At 64.5% G+C, this 16,941-nt stretch carries 17 protein-coding genes; 7 read left to right on the top strand and 10 right to left on the bottom strand.

Annotation, left to right across the window (positions count from 1 at the left end; all coding sequences use genetic code 11):
• Positions 1–15 precede the first annotated feature (15 nt).
• From IAG25_RS33465 to IAG25_RS33435, 7 genes are all read right to left on the bottom strand, one after another.
• Positions 16–222, bottom strand: coding sequence for a hypothetical protein (locus IAG25_RS33465; protein ID WP_187608706.1), 207 nt, complete (start codon positions 220–222; stop codon positions 16–18).
• A 141-nt stretch (positions 223–363) separates the two neighbouring features.
• Entirely contained in the window at positions 364–3,105 is a 2,742-nt protein-coding gene (gene metH / locus IAG25_RS33460) for a methionine synthase (RefSeq protein WP_309243995.1), read from the bottom strand.
• Between the two features lie 15 nt (positions 3,106–3,120).
• Positions 3,121–4,182, bottom strand: coding sequence for a homocysteine S-methyltransferase family protein (locus IAG25_RS33455; RefSeq protein ID WP_187608704.1), 1,062 nt, complete (start codon positions 4,180–4,182; stop codon positions 3,121–3,123).
• Positions 4,183–4,403: 221 nt separating this feature from the next.
• Positions 4,404–4,661, bottom strand: coding sequence for a BTH_I0359 family protein (locus tag IAG25_RS33450; protein ID WP_035497483.1), 258 nt, complete (start codon positions 4,659–4,661; stop codon positions 4,404–4,406).
• Positions 4,662–4,797: 136 nt separating this feature from the next.
• Complete coding sequence (locus tag IAG25_RS33445) at positions 4,798–5,586, bottom strand: alpha/beta fold hydrolase (RefSeq protein ID WP_187608703.1); 789 nt, start codon at positions 5,584–5,586, stop codon at positions 4,798–4,800.
• A gap of 77 nt (positions 5,587–5,663) precedes the next feature.
• Positions 5,664–6,872 (bottom strand): DUF3108 domain-containing protein, encoded by a 1,209-nt coding sequence (locus IAG25_RS33440; RefSeq protein ID WP_187608702.1) that lies wholly within the window; start codon positions 6,870–6,872, stop codon positions 5,664–5,666.
• Positions 6,873–6,966: 94 nt separating this feature from the next.
• Entirely contained in the window at positions 6,967–7,794 is an 828-nt protein-coding gene (locus tag IAG25_RS33435; protein ID WP_371880295.1) for an IclR family transcriptional regulator, read from the bottom strand.
• Positions 7,795–7,877: 83 nt separating this feature from the next.
• Between IAG25_RS33435 and IAG25_RS33430 the strand changes: the two genes are divergently transcribed.
• The 7 genes from IAG25_RS33430 to rfaE2 all read left to right on the top strand — a co-directional run bounded on the left by IAG25_RS33430 (position 7,878) and on the right by rfaE2 (position 14,917).
• The gene (locus IAG25_RS33430; protein ID WP_035497487.1) at positions 7,878–8,864 is read left to right on the top strand and encodes a fumarylacetoacetate hydrolase family protein; all 987 of its coding nucleotides are present in this window, start codon (positions 7,878–7,880) and stop codon (positions 8,862–8,864) included.
• A 97-nt stretch (positions 8,865–8,961) separates the two neighbouring features.
• Entirely contained in the window at positions 8,962–10,131 is a 1,170-nt protein-coding gene (locus IAG25_RS33425; RefSeq protein WP_187608700.1) for an ABC transporter substrate-binding protein, read from the top strand.
• A gap of 19 nt (positions 10,132–10,150) precedes the next feature.
• Complete coding sequence (locus IAG25_RS33420; protein ID WP_035497923.1) at positions 10,151–10,978, top strand: enoyl-CoA hydratase/isomerase family protein; 828 nt, start codon at positions 10,151–10,153, stop codon at positions 10,976–10,978.
• Positions 10,979–11,018: 40 nt separating this feature from the next.
• Positions 11,019–11,780: a PhaM family polyhydroxyalkanoate granule multifunctional regulatory protein gene (locus IAG25_RS33415; protein ID WP_187608699.1), complete on the top strand. Its 762-nt coding sequence runs from the start codon at positions 11,019–11,021 to the stop codon at positions 11,778–11,780.
• 246 nt (positions 11,781–12,026) lie between these two features.
• Complete coding sequence (locus tag IAG25_RS33410; protein WP_187608698.1) at positions 12,027–13,028, top strand: MerR family transcriptional regulator; 1,002 nt, start codon at positions 12,027–12,029, stop codon at positions 13,026–13,028.
• Between the two features lie 384 nt (positions 13,029–13,412).
• Positions 13,413–14,288, top strand: coding sequence for an acyl-ACP desaturase (locus IAG25_RS33405; protein WP_035497492.1), 876 nt, complete (start codon positions 13,413–13,415; stop codon positions 14,286–14,288).
• A 146-nt stretch (positions 14,289–14,434) separates the two neighbouring features.
• Positions 14,435–14,917: a D-glycero-beta-D-manno-heptose 1-phosphate adenylyltransferase gene (rfaE2, locus tag IAG25_RS33400; protein ID WP_187608697.1), complete on the top strand. Its 483-nt coding sequence runs from the start codon at positions 14,435–14,437 to the stop codon at positions 14,915–14,917.
• A gap of 15 nt (positions 14,918–14,932) precedes the next feature.
• On the opposite strand, the gene IAG25_RS33395 is transcribed toward rfaE2, so the two are convergent.
• The 3 genes from IAG25_RS33395 to IAG25_RS33385 are packed head-to-tail and all read right to left on the bottom strand — an operon-like array spanning position 14,933 to position 16,898.
• The gene (locus IAG25_RS33395; protein WP_187608696.1) at positions 14,933–15,172 is read right to left on the bottom strand and encodes a hypothetical protein; all 240 of its coding nucleotides are present in this window, start codon (positions 15,170–15,172) and stop codon (positions 14,933–14,935) included.
• A 29-nt stretch (positions 15,173–15,201) separates the two neighbouring features.
• Complete coding sequence (locus IAG25_RS33390) at positions 15,202–16,014, bottom strand: type III pantothenate kinase (RefSeq protein WP_187608695.1); 813 nt, start codon at positions 16,012–16,014, stop codon at positions 15,202–15,204.
• The gene (locus tag IAG25_RS33385; protein WP_035497496.1) at positions 16,011–16,898 is read right to left on the bottom strand and encodes a biotin--[acetyl-CoA-carboxylase] ligase; all 888 of its coding nucleotides are present in this window, start codon (positions 16,896–16,898) and stop codon (positions 16,011–16,013) included. The genes IAG25_RS33390 and IAG25_RS33385 overlap by 4 nt, the downstream gene beginning before the upstream one ends.
• Between the last annotated feature and the right edge of the window lie 43 nt (positions 16,899–16,941).

Below are 16,941 nucleotides of genomic sequence, written 5' to 3'. Positions count from 1 at the left end.
TCGCGGTGCTGCGAATTACTGCGACTGACCGCTTTCCGCGCCGGCGGGTTTCGCAGGCGTATGCGGCTTTTTCGGCTTCTTCGGCTTCTTCTTGTGCTCCGACTGCGGCGGCGAGTAGGAAGACGCCTGAGTGCTGCTCGCTTGCGCGAAAACAGCGGAGCTCGATGCTGCGAGCAAAGCCGCGGCGATCGCTACGGTTACGGCGGACGTCATCTTCTTCATGCGACTTTCTCCGTTGACGAAAGGATTGCGTGGGCCGTCGTGGCGACGGCCTTTCGCGCTGACAAGTCTACGGAAACCAAAATTTTCCCGCCGGTTCCGTGCATATTTCCGCCATCACGCGCGGCATATGTTGTCTCGCCTTCAGCGCTGCGGCGCGAGCGCGCGTTCGGCATCCGCGATCGACAGTGCCATGCGTTGGGCGTAGCTCGCGAGTTGATCGTCGCCGATCTTGCCCACCGAGAAGTACGTGCTGTCGGGATGCGCGATGTAGAAGCCCGACACACTCGCGGCCGGCAGCATTGCGAGCGATTCGGTCACGCTCATGCCGATTTCTTCCGCCTGAAGCACTTCGAACATATCGCGTTTCACGAGGTGATCCGGGCACGCCGGATAGCCCGGCGCAGGACGAATGCCGACGTACTTCTCCGCAATCATCGCGTCGTTGTCGAGTGTCTCGTTCGACGCATAGCCCCACAGTTCGCGGCGCACGCGCGCGTGCAGCGCTTCGGCGAACGCTTCCGCGAAACGGTCGGCCAGCGCCTTGAGCATGATCGCGCTGTAGTCGTCGTGATCGGCTTCGAACTGTTGTTCCTTTTTGTCGACGCCCAGGCCCGCCGTCACCGCGAAGAGGCCGATGTAGTCCTTCACGCCCGAGTCCTTCGGCGCGATGAAATCGGCGAGCGAGCGGTTCGGGCGCATCACGCCATCGACGACCGGACGCACGCTTTGCTGACGCAGATTGCGCCAGGTCATCGCGACGTGCGAGCGCGATTCGTCCGTGTAGATCTCGATGTCGTCGTCGTTCACGGTGTTCGCGGGCATCAGCATGATTACGCCGTTCGCGGTGAGCCAGCGGCCCTGAATCAGGCGCGAGAGCATCGACTTGCCGTCGGAGAACACGCGCCGCGCCGATTCGCCGACGATCTCGTCGTTGAGAATCGCCGGATACGGACCCGCGAGATCCCACGTCTGGAAGAACGGACCCCAGTCGATGTAGTTCGCCAGTTCCGCGAGGTCATAGTTCTTGAACATGCGCCGGCCGATGAAGGTCGGCTTCTTCGGCGTGTATGCGCTCCAGTCGATCTTCGTCTTGTTGGCGCGCGCCGCGTCGTACGTGACCATCGGCTGCGCTTTCCGGTTAGCGTGCTGCGTGCGGATGCGATCGTAGTCGCTCTTCAGGTCATCGAGATACTTTGCCGCGCCTTCGTCCGACAGCAGGCTCGACGCAACCGACACCGAACGCGACGCGTCCGGCACGTACACGACCGGCCCCTCGTAATGCGGGGCGATCTTCACGGCGGTATGCACGCGCGAAGTCGTCGCGCCGCCGATGAGCAACGGCGTCTGCTTGCCGCGGAAATAGTCGTCGCGCTGCATTTCCGATGCGACGTAAGCCATCTCTTCGAGACTCGGCGTGATGAGACCGGAAAGCCCGATGATGTCCGCGCCTTCTTCCTTCGCCTTCTGCAAGATGGTCGCGCAGGGCACCATCACGCCCATGTTGACTACTTCGAAGTTATTGCACTGGAGCACGACCGACACGATGTTCTTGCCGATATCGTGCACATCGCCCTTCACGGTCGCGATGACGATCTTGCCCTTCGGCCGCACGTCCGCGCCTGCATCGGCGAGCCGCTTCTTCTCTTCCTCGATGAACGGAATCAGATGCGCGACCGCCTGCTTCATCACGCGCGCCGATTTCACGACTTGCGGCAGGAACATCTTGCCGGCGCCGAACAGGTCGCCGACGATGTTCATGCCGTCCATCAGCGGCCCTTCGATCACGTTGATCGGACGTCCGCCGGCGGCGTCGATCTTCTGACGCACTTCCTCGGTATCCTCGACGATGAAATTCGTGATGCCATGCACGAGCGCGTGCGACAGACGCGCCTCGACCGGCTGATTGCGCCATTCGAGGTTCTCTTCCTTCTTCGCGGCGCCGGTCTTGAACTTGTCGGCGACTTCGAGCAGACGGTCCGTGCCGTCATCGCGGCGATTCAGCACGACGTCTTCGACTTTTTCGCGCAACTCGGCGTCGAGATCGGCATACACGCCGAGCTGCCCCGCGTTCACGATGCCCATGTCCATGCCCGCCTGGATCGCGTGATACAGGAACACGGTGTGAATGGCCTCGCGCACGGGATCGTTGCCGCGAAACGAGAACGACACGTTCGACACGCCGCCGCTCACCTTCGCGTGCGGCAGGTTCTGCTTGATCCAGCGCGTCGCGTTGATGAAATCGACGGCGTAGTTGTTGTGCTCTTCGATGCCCGTCGCGATCGCGAAGATGTTCGGGTCGAAGATGATGTCCTCGGGCTCGAAGCCCACTTCGTTCACGAGGATGTCGTAGGAGCGCTTGCAGATTTCGGTCTTGCGCTGGAACGTGTCCGCCTGGCCTTTTTCATCGAACGCCATCACGACCGATGCCGCGCCGTATCGGCGGATCAGCTTCGCGTGATGCCTGAACGCGTCCTCGCCTTCCTTGAGCGAGATCGAGTTGACGATCGCCTTGCCTTGCACGCACTTCAGGCCCGCTTCGATCACTTCCCATTTCGACGAGTCGATCATGATCGGCACGCGCGCGATGTCGGGTTCCGACGCGATCAGATTCAGAAAGCGCACCATCGCGGCTTTCGAATCGAGCATGGCTTCGTCCATGTTGATGTCGATGACCTGCGCGCCGTTCTCGACCTGCTGCCGCGCGACGGCGAGCGCTTCGTCGAACTGGCCGTTCAGGATCATGCGCGCGAACGCCTTCGAGCCGGTCACGTTCGTGCGCTCGCCGACGTTGATGAAAAGCGAGCCGTCGTTGACGTTGAACGGCTCGAGGCCGGAGAGACGCATCGTGTGATCGGTCATGGTGTCTTTGGTCTTTGATTCGATGTCAGGCGCGCTGTTTTACGCGACCTCGCGATACTGCGAGGGGAAGGCGCGCGGCTTCACTTGCGCGAGCGCCTTCGCGATTTCCGCGATGTGCTCCGGCGTCGTGCCGCAGCAGCCGCCCGCGATGTTCACGAGGCCCGCCGTCGCGAATTCCTTCAGCAATCCCGACGTGACGTCCGGTGTTTCGTCGAAGCCGGTGTCGCTCATCGGATTTGGCAGGCCCGCGTTCGGGTAGCAGGACACGTAGGTGTCGCAGAGTTTCGACAGTTCGGCGATGTACGGCCGCATCAGCGCCGCGCCGAGCGCGCAGTTCAGGCCGAAAGTGAGCGGCTTCGCGTGACGCAGCGAGTTCCAGAACGCTTCCACCGTTTGCCCGGACAGAATGCGGCCCGATGCATCGGTGACGGTGCCCGAAATCATGATGGGCAGGAGCTCGCCGGTATCGTCGAAGAGCTGATCGAGCGCGAACAAGGCGGCCTTCGCGTTCAGCGTGTCGAAGATCGTTTCGACGAGAAACAGGTCGCAGCCTGCGTCGAGCAGCGCCTTCGCCTGTTCGTAGTACGCCTCGCGCAGTTCGTCGAACGTGACGTTGCGCGCGCCCGGATCGTTCACGTCGGGCGAAATGCTCGCGGTCTTCGGCGTCGGTCCGATCGCGCCCGCGACGAAGCGCGGCTTGTCCGGTGTCGAATATTTGTCGCAGGCTTCGCGCGCGAGCTTCACCGACTCGATGTTCATCTCCGCGGCGAGGTCTTCCATGCCGTAATCGGCCTGCGCGACGCGCGTGGCGCCGAACGTGTTCGTTTCGAGAATGTCGGCGCCCGCCGCCAGATACTGCTCGTGAATCTCGCGGATGACCTGCGGCTGCGTGATCGACAGCAACTCGTTGTTGCCCTTGATGTCGCGGCCGTAGTCCTTGAAGCGCTCGCCGCGATACGCGGCTTCGTCCAGCTTGTAGCGCTGGATCATCGTGCCCATCGCGCCATCGAGGATCAGGATGCGTTTCTGCAGCAGCGCGGGCAGCGCAGCGCCGCGCGTGTAGGCGCGCGCGAGGGATTTCGGAAGGACGTTCTGGGTCATGACGGACGAGGCCTGCACCAAAGGTGAAATAGCCTGACATTGTAGCCGCAGCGCGGGGCGCTCGCCTTTGGCGGGCGGGCGCGCATGGCGTTCGATGCCGGCAAAAAAGAACCCCGCCATTGCGGGGCGGGGTCTTTGGGAAACGGCGAGTGTCGCCTGGGCCGCGGGTCCGCGCGGCGGCGGGCGCGAACGGCGACGAGCCGCCCGCGCGCGTGCATGCATCAGTGGAGCACGACGGGTTGATTCATCAAGATATCGAACTGTCCGAGGAACTCATCGACATCCTCTAGCGACGGCTCTTCCGAGATTAGCTGCTGCACGTGCTCGCGAAACTTCGCGGCCAGCGCGCCGTCGATGAAAATCTCCCGCTGCGTGTTCTTGTCGACGATCTCGTAACCGCCCGCCTTCATGGCGAGATGGTTGTCTTGCGGTGGAAATTCGACGACGCAATAGTTGGGGCTGTTGTAGATCATTTGCATGGCGACACTCCTTATTCCTCGTTTGCTCCGTGGCAATCCTGACGCTTAGTTGGAGCGACTGGGTTGGAATTCAAGGGGTGGCCTCGATGTGATGCCGGTTGTATCGAGGCTTTCTTCTGCAACAAAAACAGGAGAATCAGGGGGAATCGCGTAAAAAGGCCGCTAGTAATGCGGAAAAGCGTTGCGATTCCTCCACCGGTGAAAGGTGCGCCGCGTTGAGTAATTCGAATTGCGCGCCCGGCACCGTGTCTGCAACCACCCGAGAAGCAGCACGCGGCGTGCCAACATCGTGCTCGCCCGCGACGACCAGCGTGCGCTTCTTCACAGAGGCCAGTTTGTCTCGCGCATCGAAACGGCTGACCGCCTCCGCTGCGCGCGCGAACCCCTCGGCGGGTGTGCGCGCGATCGTATCCCCGATTTGCTCGACCACTTCGGGATGCGCCTTGCGGAATTCGGGCGTGAGCCAGCGTTCGAGCGTCGCTTCCACGATACTCGCTGTCCCGTGTTCGCGCACGGACGCTGCCCGTTGCGCGAATGTCGGACGCGCGTCCTCGGGAATAAAGGCCGGCGCGCCCACAACGGTCAGCGATTCCACTTTGTCCGCATGGTTGATCGCGAGCTTCTGCGCGACCATTCCGCCGATCGACAGCCCGACCACATGCGCCGACGGCGCGCCAAGCTTGTCGAGCAACTGCGCGAGATCGTCGGCGAGGTCGTCGATCGTGAACGAATCCGTCGACACCGCCGTTTCGCCGTGGCCGCGCAAGTCGTAGCGCAGGACGGTGAATTCATGGCGGAAGTAGCCGGCCATCTGATCCCAGACAGAGAGATCGCCGGCAAGCTGATGGACGAAGACGAGCCAGGGACCGCCGCCTTCGTTGTCGAGAACATAGCGTGTATCGATGCGATTGATCGTCAACTGCATATCGGCTCCGGAAAGACTGCGGTTTGCGATTGACTGCGCCTTCGTCGTGCCCGGTGTCACGGAGTGTGACGGCCGCGTTACGGTCTGTCCGACTCGGGCGTTTCGGGCGCAGCGGGCGCGGAATCCTCAGACGCATCTTGCGTGCCCGGCGTGACAGCTTGTCCTGTCGCCTGCGATGGCGGCGTGAGATTGCCGGCCCAGAGCAGTTCGATTTGCATGCCGTTCGGTTCGGTTTGCAGAATCCGCACGGGCAGCCAGCCGATCGACGGCGCGAGCCAGATGTCGAGCTTGCGGCGGTCGCCTTCCTTGCGCGGCAGGCGCGTGAAATGGCGCGCGGTCGTGAAGCCGCCGCGCGCCTGCACGGTTTCATCGCCGACGGTTTCGATCGGCCAGACTTCGTTGCTGTCGTTGTCCGCGACGCTGAATTGCCGCGTGACGCCCGGCTTGTACTTGTCCGGCGCGCCTCGCACGAGGCTCGCCAGTTGCATGACGACGCTGAAGCGGTCCTGGCCGCCGTCCGCGAGCGGCTGACTCTGCGGCGTCTTCGTGTAGACGATCTGCTTCGACTCGCGATTGAAGATGGCGATGTCGGCGGCGCGGCGGCCGCGCTGTTCGGAATACTGTTCGGGCGCTATGCCGAAGCCGTCGATATGACCCTTGCTCGAATACACATACGGACCGACGAAAGGCAACGGGATCGAAACGACCATTTCGTAATGCTGGCCGTCGTTGATCCAGTGGATCGTGCCGGTCTGGTTCATCACGCCGTTCACGAGCGTGTCGTAACGTAACTCGCCCGAGGGCGGAACACTGAACTTGTCGCCCGATGCGGCAGCGGATTGCGTCGCCGGCGCTGGCGCTTGTGTTTGCGGTTGCGTTTGTGCTGGCGCGGATGCCGCCACGCCCGACGCGGCGGCGGGCGCTTCCGGCTGCGGCGTCGCCGCGGTCAACGCCGGAGCGGGCGCGGGCGTCGCTTTCGTCGTGGGGGCGGGCGCGGCGGGCTTCGGGGGCGTCGGCACGGGAGCGGCCGGTGTGGGCGGCGTCGGCGCGGGCGGCGCGATCGGCTTGGGCGTCAGCAATTCCACTTGCACGGGCGGAGCCTCCGGCGGCGCGTTCGTCGGCTGCCGATTGTGTTCGATCCACCGCATCGCGCTCCAGTGCAGGCCCGCGACGATCAGCACGGCCAGCAGCCAGCGCGGCCAGCGTCGCGGCGGGGCGGATTCGGGAGTGGCATCGGGCGGCTCACCCGACGCGGGGCGAGGACGGCGGAACTGAAACAGTGGCATCGTGCGGGGGTGAAGGCGTGAGTTGCGGGTCAGGCGAAACGCATAAGACACGCGCGATGGAAGCGATGTTCCTCGTCCGTATCGACGAGCGCCGTCAACGCTCTCCGGCCTTGTACCCCAGTTCATACGACAACCCGCGCGCGCATTCGCGCAGAGCCGAATCGATTTCACCGTCCCAGCGCGTATCGAACGTACCTTCGTGACCGAGCGCGATGAGCCCCAGCGCCAGTTCGCCCGTCGAGTCGAAAACGGGCGTGCAGAACGCGTGGATCGTCGGCAGCAGCATGCCTTCGACGCGCGCCGCGCCATGCTCGCGCACTTCGGCGAGCAGCGGCTCGACATCGGCCATTGTCTGCTTCATGGCGGCGAGTTCGCGGTCGAGCATCGCCTGCGTCTTGCTGCGCGGGAGATACGCGGCGAAGAGCAGCCCTGTCGCGGACGAGAGGAGCGGCATCACGTCGCCCAGCTTGAGCGACGCCTTCGCCGGATGACTCGATTCCATCCAGTGCACGACCGTCGGCCCCTGATTGCCCCACACGGCGATGCCGACCGTCTGATCGAGCCGGTCGCGCATTTCCGCAAGCGCGATGCGCGCGAGCCTCACGCCATCGACGCGCGCGAGCCGCGCCAGCCCCATCTGCAACGCGAATCCGCCGAGCTCGTAGCGCCCCGACACCGGATCCTGCGACGCGACGCCGAGCCGCAAAAAACTCACGAGATAGCGATGCGCCTTCGCCGGGCTCATGCCGGCGCGCTGCGCGAGATCGCGCAGCATCATCGCGCGCGGCTCGTTGGTGAGCACATCGAGCAGCCGGAAGCCGACTTCGATCGACTGAATGCCGGAGCGCGTTTTTTCCTCGGCGGCGTCGCTGGCGTCGAGGTTGTCTTCGTCGTCGGGAAGAGCGGATTGGGTCGATTGCATGAAGCGCGAAAGCACAGCCAGGGGATTCACCATCGTAAAATAGATTTCCCTTAACGTCATCCCAAGTCACCCACAACCGCTCTATGAAACTTGCCACGCTGAAGGACGGCACGCGCGACGGCCAGCTGATCGTCGTTTCGCGCGATCTGCGCACGGCGGCCATCGCCGATGGAATCGTATCGACGCTGCAACGCGCGCTCGACGACTGGACCTTCTACGCGCCGCAACTCATGGACGTCTACGAAGCGCTGAACCTCGGCCGCGCGCGCAACACGTTCCAGTTCGATCCGAAGGCCTGCATGGCGCCGCTGCCGCGCGCGTTTCAGTGGGCGGACGGCTCGTCGTATGTGAATCACGTCGAACTCGTTCGAAAGGCGCGCAAAGCGGAAATGCCGCCCGAATTCTGGACCGATCCGCTGATGTACCAGGGCGGCAGCGACGACTTCATCGGCCCGACGGACGACATCGTGTGCGCGACGGAATCGTACGGCATCGACTTCGAGGCGGAAGTCGCCGTCATCACGTCCGATGTCCACATGGCCGCGATGCCCGACGAAGCGCTGCGCAGCGTGCGCTTGCTGATGCTCGTGAACGACGTGTCGCTGCGCAATCTCATTCCCGCCGAACTCGCGAAGGGCTTCGGCTTCTTCCAGAGCAAGCCCGCGACCGCGTTCTCGCCCGTCGCCGTCACGCCCGACGAACTCGGCGACGCGTGGCGCGAAGGCCGCGTGCATCGGCCGATGATCGTGCACTGGAACGGCAAGAAGGTCGGCCAGCCGGATTGCGGCACGGACATGGTGTTCCACTTCGGGCAACTGATCGCGCATGCCGCGAAGACGCGCAACCTGCGCGCGGGTTCGATCGTCGGCTCGGGCACGATCTCGAACAAGGACACGAAGCGCGGCTACTGCTGCATCGCCGAGAAGCGGTGTCTGGAGACCATCGAGCACGGCGCGCCGCAGACGGAGTTCATGAAATTCGGCGACAGCGTGAAGATCGAGATGTTCGACGAAGAGGGCAAGTCGATCTTCGGCGCGATCGATCAGGCGGTTGTCCAGCCGGAGCACTGAACGGGTTTCGCCCGATGCGGCATGCGCAAGGCTCGCCTTACACTTTGCCGGGCTGCTTCGCGCAGCAATAAAACGATCAAAAGAAAAGGAGACATCGATGGCGGCAGGCAAGTGGACATTTCTGGCGGGCGCGGTATTCACGCTCGCCGCGACGACAGCGGCTTTCGCGCAGACGGCGCAGCACGTGAAGATCGGGCTCGTGCTGTCGCTCACGGGACCGGCCGCGTCGCTCGGCATTCCCGCGCGCGACACCGTGGCGCTGCTGCCGAAGGAGATGGGCGGCAAGCCCGTCGATTACATCGTGCTCGACGATGCATCCGACACCACGCAAGCCGTTCAGTCGACGAAGAAGCTCATCAGCGAGGATCAGGTCGATGCGATCATCGGCTCGTCGATCACGCCGAACTCGCTCGCGATGATCGATGTCGTCGCGCAAGGGCAAACGCCGATGATCTCGCTCGCGTCGTCGTCGAAGATCATCGAGCCTGTCGACGACAAGCGCCGCTGGGTCTTCAAGACACCGCAAACCGATGCGATGATGGCCTCCGCGATCGCCGAGCACGCCAGCAATCACGGCGTGAAGACGCTCGCGTACATCGGTCAGGCGGACGCGCTCGGCGAGACCTTCTATGCCGAAGTCGCGAAGTTCGCGCAGCTGCACAAGATCGAAGTCGTCGCGAACGAACGCTTCAACCGCACCGATCCGAGCGTGACCGGGCAGATCCTCAAGATTCTCGCGGCAAAGCCGGATGCGGTGGTCGTCGGCGCGGCCGGCACGCCCGCCGCGTTGCCGCCGAAGACGCTCGCGCAACGTGGCTACAAGGGCAAGGTCTATCACAACCACGGCGTGGGCAACCGCGACTTCCTGCGCGTGTGCGGCGCGGACTGCAACGGCACGTTCCTGCCTGCTAGCCCGGTGCTCGTCGCCGCGCAGTTGCCCGACGATCATCCGGCCAAGCGCCTCGCGCTCGAATACATCAAACTGTACGAAGCGAAGCAGGGCGCGGGCACTGTATCCGCGTTCGGCTCGTATGCGTGGGACGCGGGCATGCTGCTCAATCGCGCCGTGCCGATCGCGATGAAGGCGGGCGCGCCCGGCACGCCGGCATTTCGCGCCGCGCTGCGCGACGCGCTCGAAGGCACGAAGAATTTTTCCGACACCAACGGGCAGGTCAACATGACGCCCAACGATCACATTGGCCTCGACCAGCGCGCGCGCGTGATGGTCGAGATCCGCGACGGCAAGTGGCTCTATCAGCCGCGCTAACTCTCGATTGAACCGGATCATGAGCGATCTCTCCCTCTACGCGAGCTACAAGTCGCTGGAGTTGCGGCGCCATCCGCACGGCGTGCTCGAAGTGGTGATGCCCGGCGCGGGCGCGAACAAGAGCAACCTCTCCACCGCCGACGCCAACATGCATCGCGAACTGGCGGATATCTGGCGCGACATCGACCGCGATCCCGATACGCGCGTCGCGCTGATCCGCGGCGAAGGCAAGGGCTTTTCGGCGGGCGGCGATCTCGGGCTCGTCGAGGAGATGGCGAACGACTTCGATGTGCGCGCGCGCGTATGGCGCGAGGCGCGCGATCTCGTCTATAACGTGATCAACTGCGGCAAGCCGATCGTCTCCGCGATGCACGGCCCCGCGGTCGGCGCGGGACTGGTCGCGGGCTTGCTCGCGGATATCTCGATCGCGACGAAGTCTGCGCGCATCATCGACGGGCACACGCGGCTCGGCGTCGCGGCGGGCGATCACGCGGCGATCGTGTGGCCGCTGCTGTGCGGCATGGCGAAGGCCAAGTACTATCTGCTGCTGTGCGAGCCGGTCAGCGGCGAGGAGGCGGAGCGCATCGGCCTCGTGTCGCTCGCCGTCGACGAGAACGAACTCATGCCGAAGGCGATCGAAGTGGCGAATCGTCTCGCGCAAGGCTCGCAAACCGCGATCCGCTGGACCAAGTACGCGCTGAACAACTGGCTGCGCTCGGCGGGGCCGACTTTCGATACCTCGCTCGCGCTCGAATTCATGGGTTTCGCGGGGCCGGACGTGCACGAAGGCATGCGTTCGCTGCGCGAGCGGCGCGCGCCGGACTTTCCGGGCGGCGCGCCGTTCTGAGCCACGCGGACCTCACACGCAAGAAAACAAGGAGAGTCGAATGACCGATAACGCCGGCGGCACGCCGCCCTACACGATTCCCGGTTTTCCCGGATTCGGCCAGGCCGACATGATGGGCAAGATGTGGGAGCTGATGCGCCTGAATCCATTCGCCGCCGCGATGCCGGGCGGCGGGCAGGGCATGGGTCCCTCTCTCTCGATGATGTCCGACATGCTCGCTCCGCTCACCAACATCGAAGAACTCGACAAGCGGGTGACGGACATGCGCGCTGTCGAGCACTGGCTGAAGCTCAATCTCAACATGCTGCAATCGGCGATTCAGGCGCTGGAAGTGCAGCGCGCGACGCTCGCGACGCTGCGTGCGTTCGGCGCGTATGCGCAGTCGTCGGTCGAGAGCGCGCAGGGCGCGGCGGCGGAAAACAAGAAGACCGTTGCCGCCGGCTGGCCGATGGGCGGCGCGGCCAAAGCGGACGCGCCGAAGCAGGAGCCCGCGCGTGAAGCGCCGGCAAGCGCGGCATCGGCTGAAGGCGAGGGCGCGGCAGGCGACGCCGCAACGCCGCCCGGCTTCGATCCGACCGGCTGGTGGAACGTGCTGCAATCGCAGTTCAATCAGCTCGCGCATCTCGCCATGCTCCAGCCGGGCATGACCGGCCCGCTCAACGCGATGGGCGGGGAAGGCGAGCAGCCCGCCGCTGATGAAACCGACGCCGGGCAGGCGGCGAACGACGCCACGGACAAGTCCGAGGCCGCCGCGAAGAAAGCGTCCGCGCGCAAGGCCGCGCCGCGCAAGAAACCCGTCTGATTTTTATGCCCGGCGGCGTGCAACGCGCCGTCGGGCACGCCCTTCGTTTCCTTCGATGCGTAAATTTGCATCGGACCGCGTCTCGCGTCATCCGCATCCACAGTGGTGCGGAAATGTATCTCAGCACCGACGTCCGTTTCGAATTTGTCTATGATGAAACATCGACGGCGTATAAATTTGTCCACCATGCGGGTCGGGCACGTAACCTGCATCGAGTGAAGCGCGTGTCTTCAATTCGATCTGTCTATGACAAATACATCAGAACAGGACTTCGACTCTGACTCGGCTTCCGATGGCGCCGAACTGCCGGAACCCGTCCCGCCGCGCGCTGCGCCGTCAGGCACCACGGGAATCGGCATTGGCGCGATCGCTCAGGAGATTGGTCTGACGAAGGACACACTGCGTGTCTGGGAGCGCCGATACGGCTTTCCGCAGCCGATGCGTTCGCCCGGCGGCGAGCGGCTCTATCCGCAGGAGCAGGTCACAAAGCTGCGGCTCGTGAAGCGGTTGCTCGACGCGGGCCACAGGCCGAGCAAAGTGCTTGGACAATCGATCGAGTTATTGCAGCAGTTAGCTGAGAGTTCGGGCGTCGGTCAGGACGCGCCGGATGCGGAGCTCGATCATCTGATCTCGTTGTTGCGCGCGAGCGCCTACGACGAGTTCCGCTTCGGGCTGCTCAAGCGCGCGACGCGCGACGGGCTAGAGCGTTTCGTGCTGGACGTGGCGGCGCCGCTGTCGGCGCGGGTCGGCAATGCGTGGGCGGCGGGCACGTTGCAGGTCTATCACGAACATTTGTTCAGCGAGGCGATCCAGTCCGCGATGCGCACGCTGATGCGCCCGCTCTCCGACGCCGTTCGTGGGCGCGGCGGCCGTCCGCGCGTGCTGCTCACGACGCTCTCGGGCGAAGGTCACGGCCTCGGCATCCTGATGGCCGAGGCGATGTTCACGCTCTCCGACTGCGATTGCGTCCAGCTCGGCCTGCAGACGCCGCTGCACGATATCGTCGATGCCGTGGCGGCGCATAAGGTCGATATCGTCGCGCTGTCGTTCACGGCGGTGCTGCCGGCGCAGTCCATCGCGAACGGCCTGACCGATCTGCGCAACCTGCTGCCCCCGCACGTGCGCATCTGGGTCGGTGGAAGCAGCCCCGCGCTGCGCCGCAAGTTCAACGACGGCGTGCATTACGTCGCAGGGTTGACCCCGATCGATGAAACTGTCGCGGATTGGCGCCAATCGGCCATGCTATGATGAAAAACGCTCGCTGCGGCGAGCATTGGCGCGGAATTCGCGTGGCATGCGCTTCGCTGTCATGTGAGTCCGTCATACTGCACGGCCGGCGCAGTTCCGGCGGCAGGATCGGCGCCATTCGACCATACCTCAGGCACAGGTTTCGCTCCTCACCCACGGTAGAACAAGACGCACAACAGCAACATTTGCACAAGGAAGTGCAGTGTTTTCGCGGCGCGACGCGTCGCCGCAGCGCCGAATTTGAGCGCTCGTTGTCGCTTTTAGTCTTAGGCCGACCGAATCCCGCGTAAAATTGAAAGCTTGGCTGCTTGCGTGCAGGTTTTCCGCGCGTCTCGGCCGAAGTCATTAGATATAACGTCGCATACGTGGCATCAGGGGTGGACAATGAACACCATGCTTTATCCGGAACTTTATAAATCGCTGGAATCCGTCCGCTGGGATATGGAGAAGGACATTCCCTGGGACAAATTCGATGCGTCCCTGCTCACCGACGAGCAGGCCAGGACGATCAAGATGAACGCGATCACCGAATGGTCCGCTCTTCCCGCAACCGAAATGTTCCTGCGTGACAACCACCATGACAGCGACTTCTCCGCTTTCATGAGCGTGTGGTTCTTCGAAGAACAGAAGCATTCGTTGGTGCTGATGGAATATCTGCGGCGCTTCAAGCCGGACATGGTCCCGAGCGAAGAGGAGCTGCACGCGGTGCGCTTCGAATTCGATCCGGCGCCGCCGCTCGAAACGCTGATGCTGCATTTCTGCGGCGAAATCCGTCTGAATCACTGGTATCGACGCGCGGCCGAGTGGCACACCGAACCAGTCATCAAGCACATCTACGAAACCATTTCGCGCGACGAAGCCCGTCACGGCGGCGCTTATCTGCGCTACATGAAGAAGGCGCTCGCGAATGCGGGCGACACCGCGCGCGCGGCGTTCGCGAAGATCGGCGTGCTGATGGCGTCGGCGCGCCGCACGGAAAAGCCGCTGCATCCGACCAACCTGCATGTGAATCAGGCGCTCTTCCCGCGCGACACCGTGCAGTCCCGCCTGCCCGATCCGGAATGGCTCGAACGCTGGCTGGACGACCAGATCCGCTTCGACGACAGCTGGGAGAAGAAGGTCGTCGAGCGCATTCTGCACAACCTGTCCATTCTGTTCGAGCGTTCGTTCGTGACCGCGCAGGAATTGAATCGCTATCGCAAGGAAGTGACGCTGCGTCTGCAAGCCGCGCCGGGCGGCGCGGCCGAGCAACCGGCCTGAGCGTTCAGTCCTTCACGCCTTGACGACGAAACGGCCCGCCGGGTAGAAACGGCGGGCCGTTTGCATTTCTGGCCTCATCGATTCGATTCGCGTCGAAAGCGCCGTGGCACAATGCGCGCTTTCAGCACATCGCAACGAGCGCCGACATGTCCGCCATTTTCGAACGCAAGATCATCACGCGCGAAGCGCTCGCCGCGCGCCGTCCGGCCCTTGCCGGTCCCGTCGTGTTTACCAACGGCGTCTTCGACATTCTCCACCGCGGTCACGTGACCTATCTCGCCGATGCGAAAGCGCTCGGCGCGACGCTCATGGTCGGCGTGAACAGCGATGCGTCCGTGCGCACGCTCGGCAAGGGCGACGATCGGCCGATCAATCGCGAAGACGATCGCATGGCGCTGCTCGCGGCGCTGGAAAGCGTCGACTGGGTCGTGAAGTTCGAGGAATCGACGCCGCTGGAGTTGATCGATGCGTTGCGTCCCGACGTGCTCGTGAAGGGCGGCGACTACGACATGGACAAGCTGGCCGAATCGGCGCTGGTGCGCGGCTGGGGCGGCAAGGCGCTCGCCATCGCGTTCGAGCACGATCGATCGACGACCGCGCTGCTCAAAAAGGTCCGCGCGCAGTCCTGATTCGCGCTCGCGGAATCACTGCCCGAGCGGCGCGGACTGCACGTTGGCGGCAGGCGCCGGTCCGCCGACGCGCGGCTGATCGAACGCTTCTTCGGGGCTCAGCGGTCGCGTAGCGAGCGCTTCGGGATGAACCTGCTGCAACAGATGATGCGGCTCGCGCGCGCCCGAGGCGGGGAGCGGGCCGAACATGCCGCGCATGACCGCGAACATCAGCAGGTTGCCGAGAATCAGAAGGGCGATCAGCCAGCGCAGCATTCTTTTGCTCCGTCCATCAATCGAATCGGTCAGTCAGACGACTGGCGCGCCGTCGCGTCGCGCGCGATGAGCGCGAGGCCGGACAGCACGAGGGAATCGTGTCGCGTATGTGGCACGTCGAGTGCCCCCGCGATTTCATTTGCCGCGCCGCCGCCGAGCACGAGCCGGACATCGGCGTGCCAGTCTGCTTTCAGGTCGCGCCACGCGCGCTCGATCAGCGCCGCCTGCGCGAGCAGGCATCCGGACGAGAGCGCGGCGGCGGTGTCGGTGGCGAAAAGACTGCGTGTCTGATTCAGCGCCTCGCGCGCCGATGCGGCGTCGAGCGTCGGCAACTGCGCGGTGTGGCTGCCGAGCGATTCCATCATCAGCGACCAGCCGGGCGCGATCAGGCCGCCGGTGAAGACGCCGTCGGCGCGCAATGCTTCGAGCGTCGTCGCCGTGCCGAAAGTCGCGACCAGCAGATGCTCGCCCGGATAGGCCGCCCGCGCGGCGATCATGCCGGCCCAGCGATCGCTGCCGAGGCGCGTCGGGTCGGCGTAGGTGTTGATCACGCCGCACTGCTCGGCACGCGCGCGCACGACGGTGCGCGGCAGCGTCGGCCAGCGCGCGTCGATCAGACGCTGGATGCGGTTCTGCACCGGCATGCCCGCGACGTTCGAAATCCAGGCGCTCGAAGGCGTGGGCAACCCGGACCAGGCATCGAGCGCGGCGTCATCGGCGGCGGTCGAATGATGCGCGTGCTCGAACGCGCCGTTCGACAGCGACGCGCCGGTTTCATCGACGAGCGACCACTTGATGCGGCTGTTGCCCGCATCGATGAGCAGATGCGGCGCTTCGCTCACGGACGCTCCCGCGCAAGGCGCAGCGTGAGTTCGCCGGTCGTGACCGTGCGCGGGCCCTCGGGCGCGTCGATCAGCAACTGGCCGCTTTCGTCGACACCCGATGCGATCCCGCGCGTCACTTCCATGCCTTGATCCATCAGCACGACTTCGCGTCCGGCCCACGCGTGCGCGTCGAGCCAGCGCTGGCGGAACGGCCGGAAGCCTTCGGTTTCGAAACGCGGCAGCGCCGCGTCGAGCGCGTTGAGGAGCGCGGCGAGGGTGTCGGTGAGATTGGCGTCGGGCCATGCGCGCGCCAGCGCCGCGGGCGTGGTGCCGGGCGCGGACGGCGTGGCCTGGCGGTTCGCATCGTCGACCTGAGCGGCCAGTTGCTCCGCGCCATGCAGATTCACACCGATGCCGATGACAACCGCCGTCGCGTTCGGCGTATTCCACGCGGTTTCGATCAGGATGCCGGCGAGCTTCCCGTCGTCGAGCAAGACGTCGTTCGGCCATTTCAGCGCGGGTCGCGCGGATGGCGAGAGCGGCAGATGCGCGAGCGCGTCGAGCACCGCGGTGCCGATGGCGAGACTCAGACCCGACAGCCCTTCGATCGGCCGCTTCAGCACGCAGCCGACCGACATCAACAGCGCATTGCCCGGTTCGGCGAGCCACGCGCGGCCGCGCCGTCCGCGCCCCGCGGTCTGCGAATACGCGACGCGGGCGAGCGGCGCGGGCGTGCTGCCGCGACGCGAGGCGCGCAACTGCTCCATCACGTCGGCGTTCGTCGAGCCCGTTTCGTCGACGATATCGATGGTCCAGTCGCGGGCGGGCCGCTCGGCGAGCGTCGCGAGCCGGGTTCGGTCGATGCGCCAGGGCGCGTCGGGGGCGAAGGGAGTTGAGTTCATGGCGGATATTGTAGCGGCGCAATGCCGGTTTTTCGCTTGCTGA

It is taken from the genome of Caballeronia sp. EK (assembly GCF_014384845.1).
GTDB lineage: Bacteria > Pseudomonadota > Gammaproteobacteria > Burkholderiales > Burkholderiaceae > Caballeronia > Caballeronia jiangsuensis.
The sequence above is the reverse complement of the archived record's forward strand: the minus strand, read 5'-3'. Positions and strand labels throughout refer to the sequence as shown.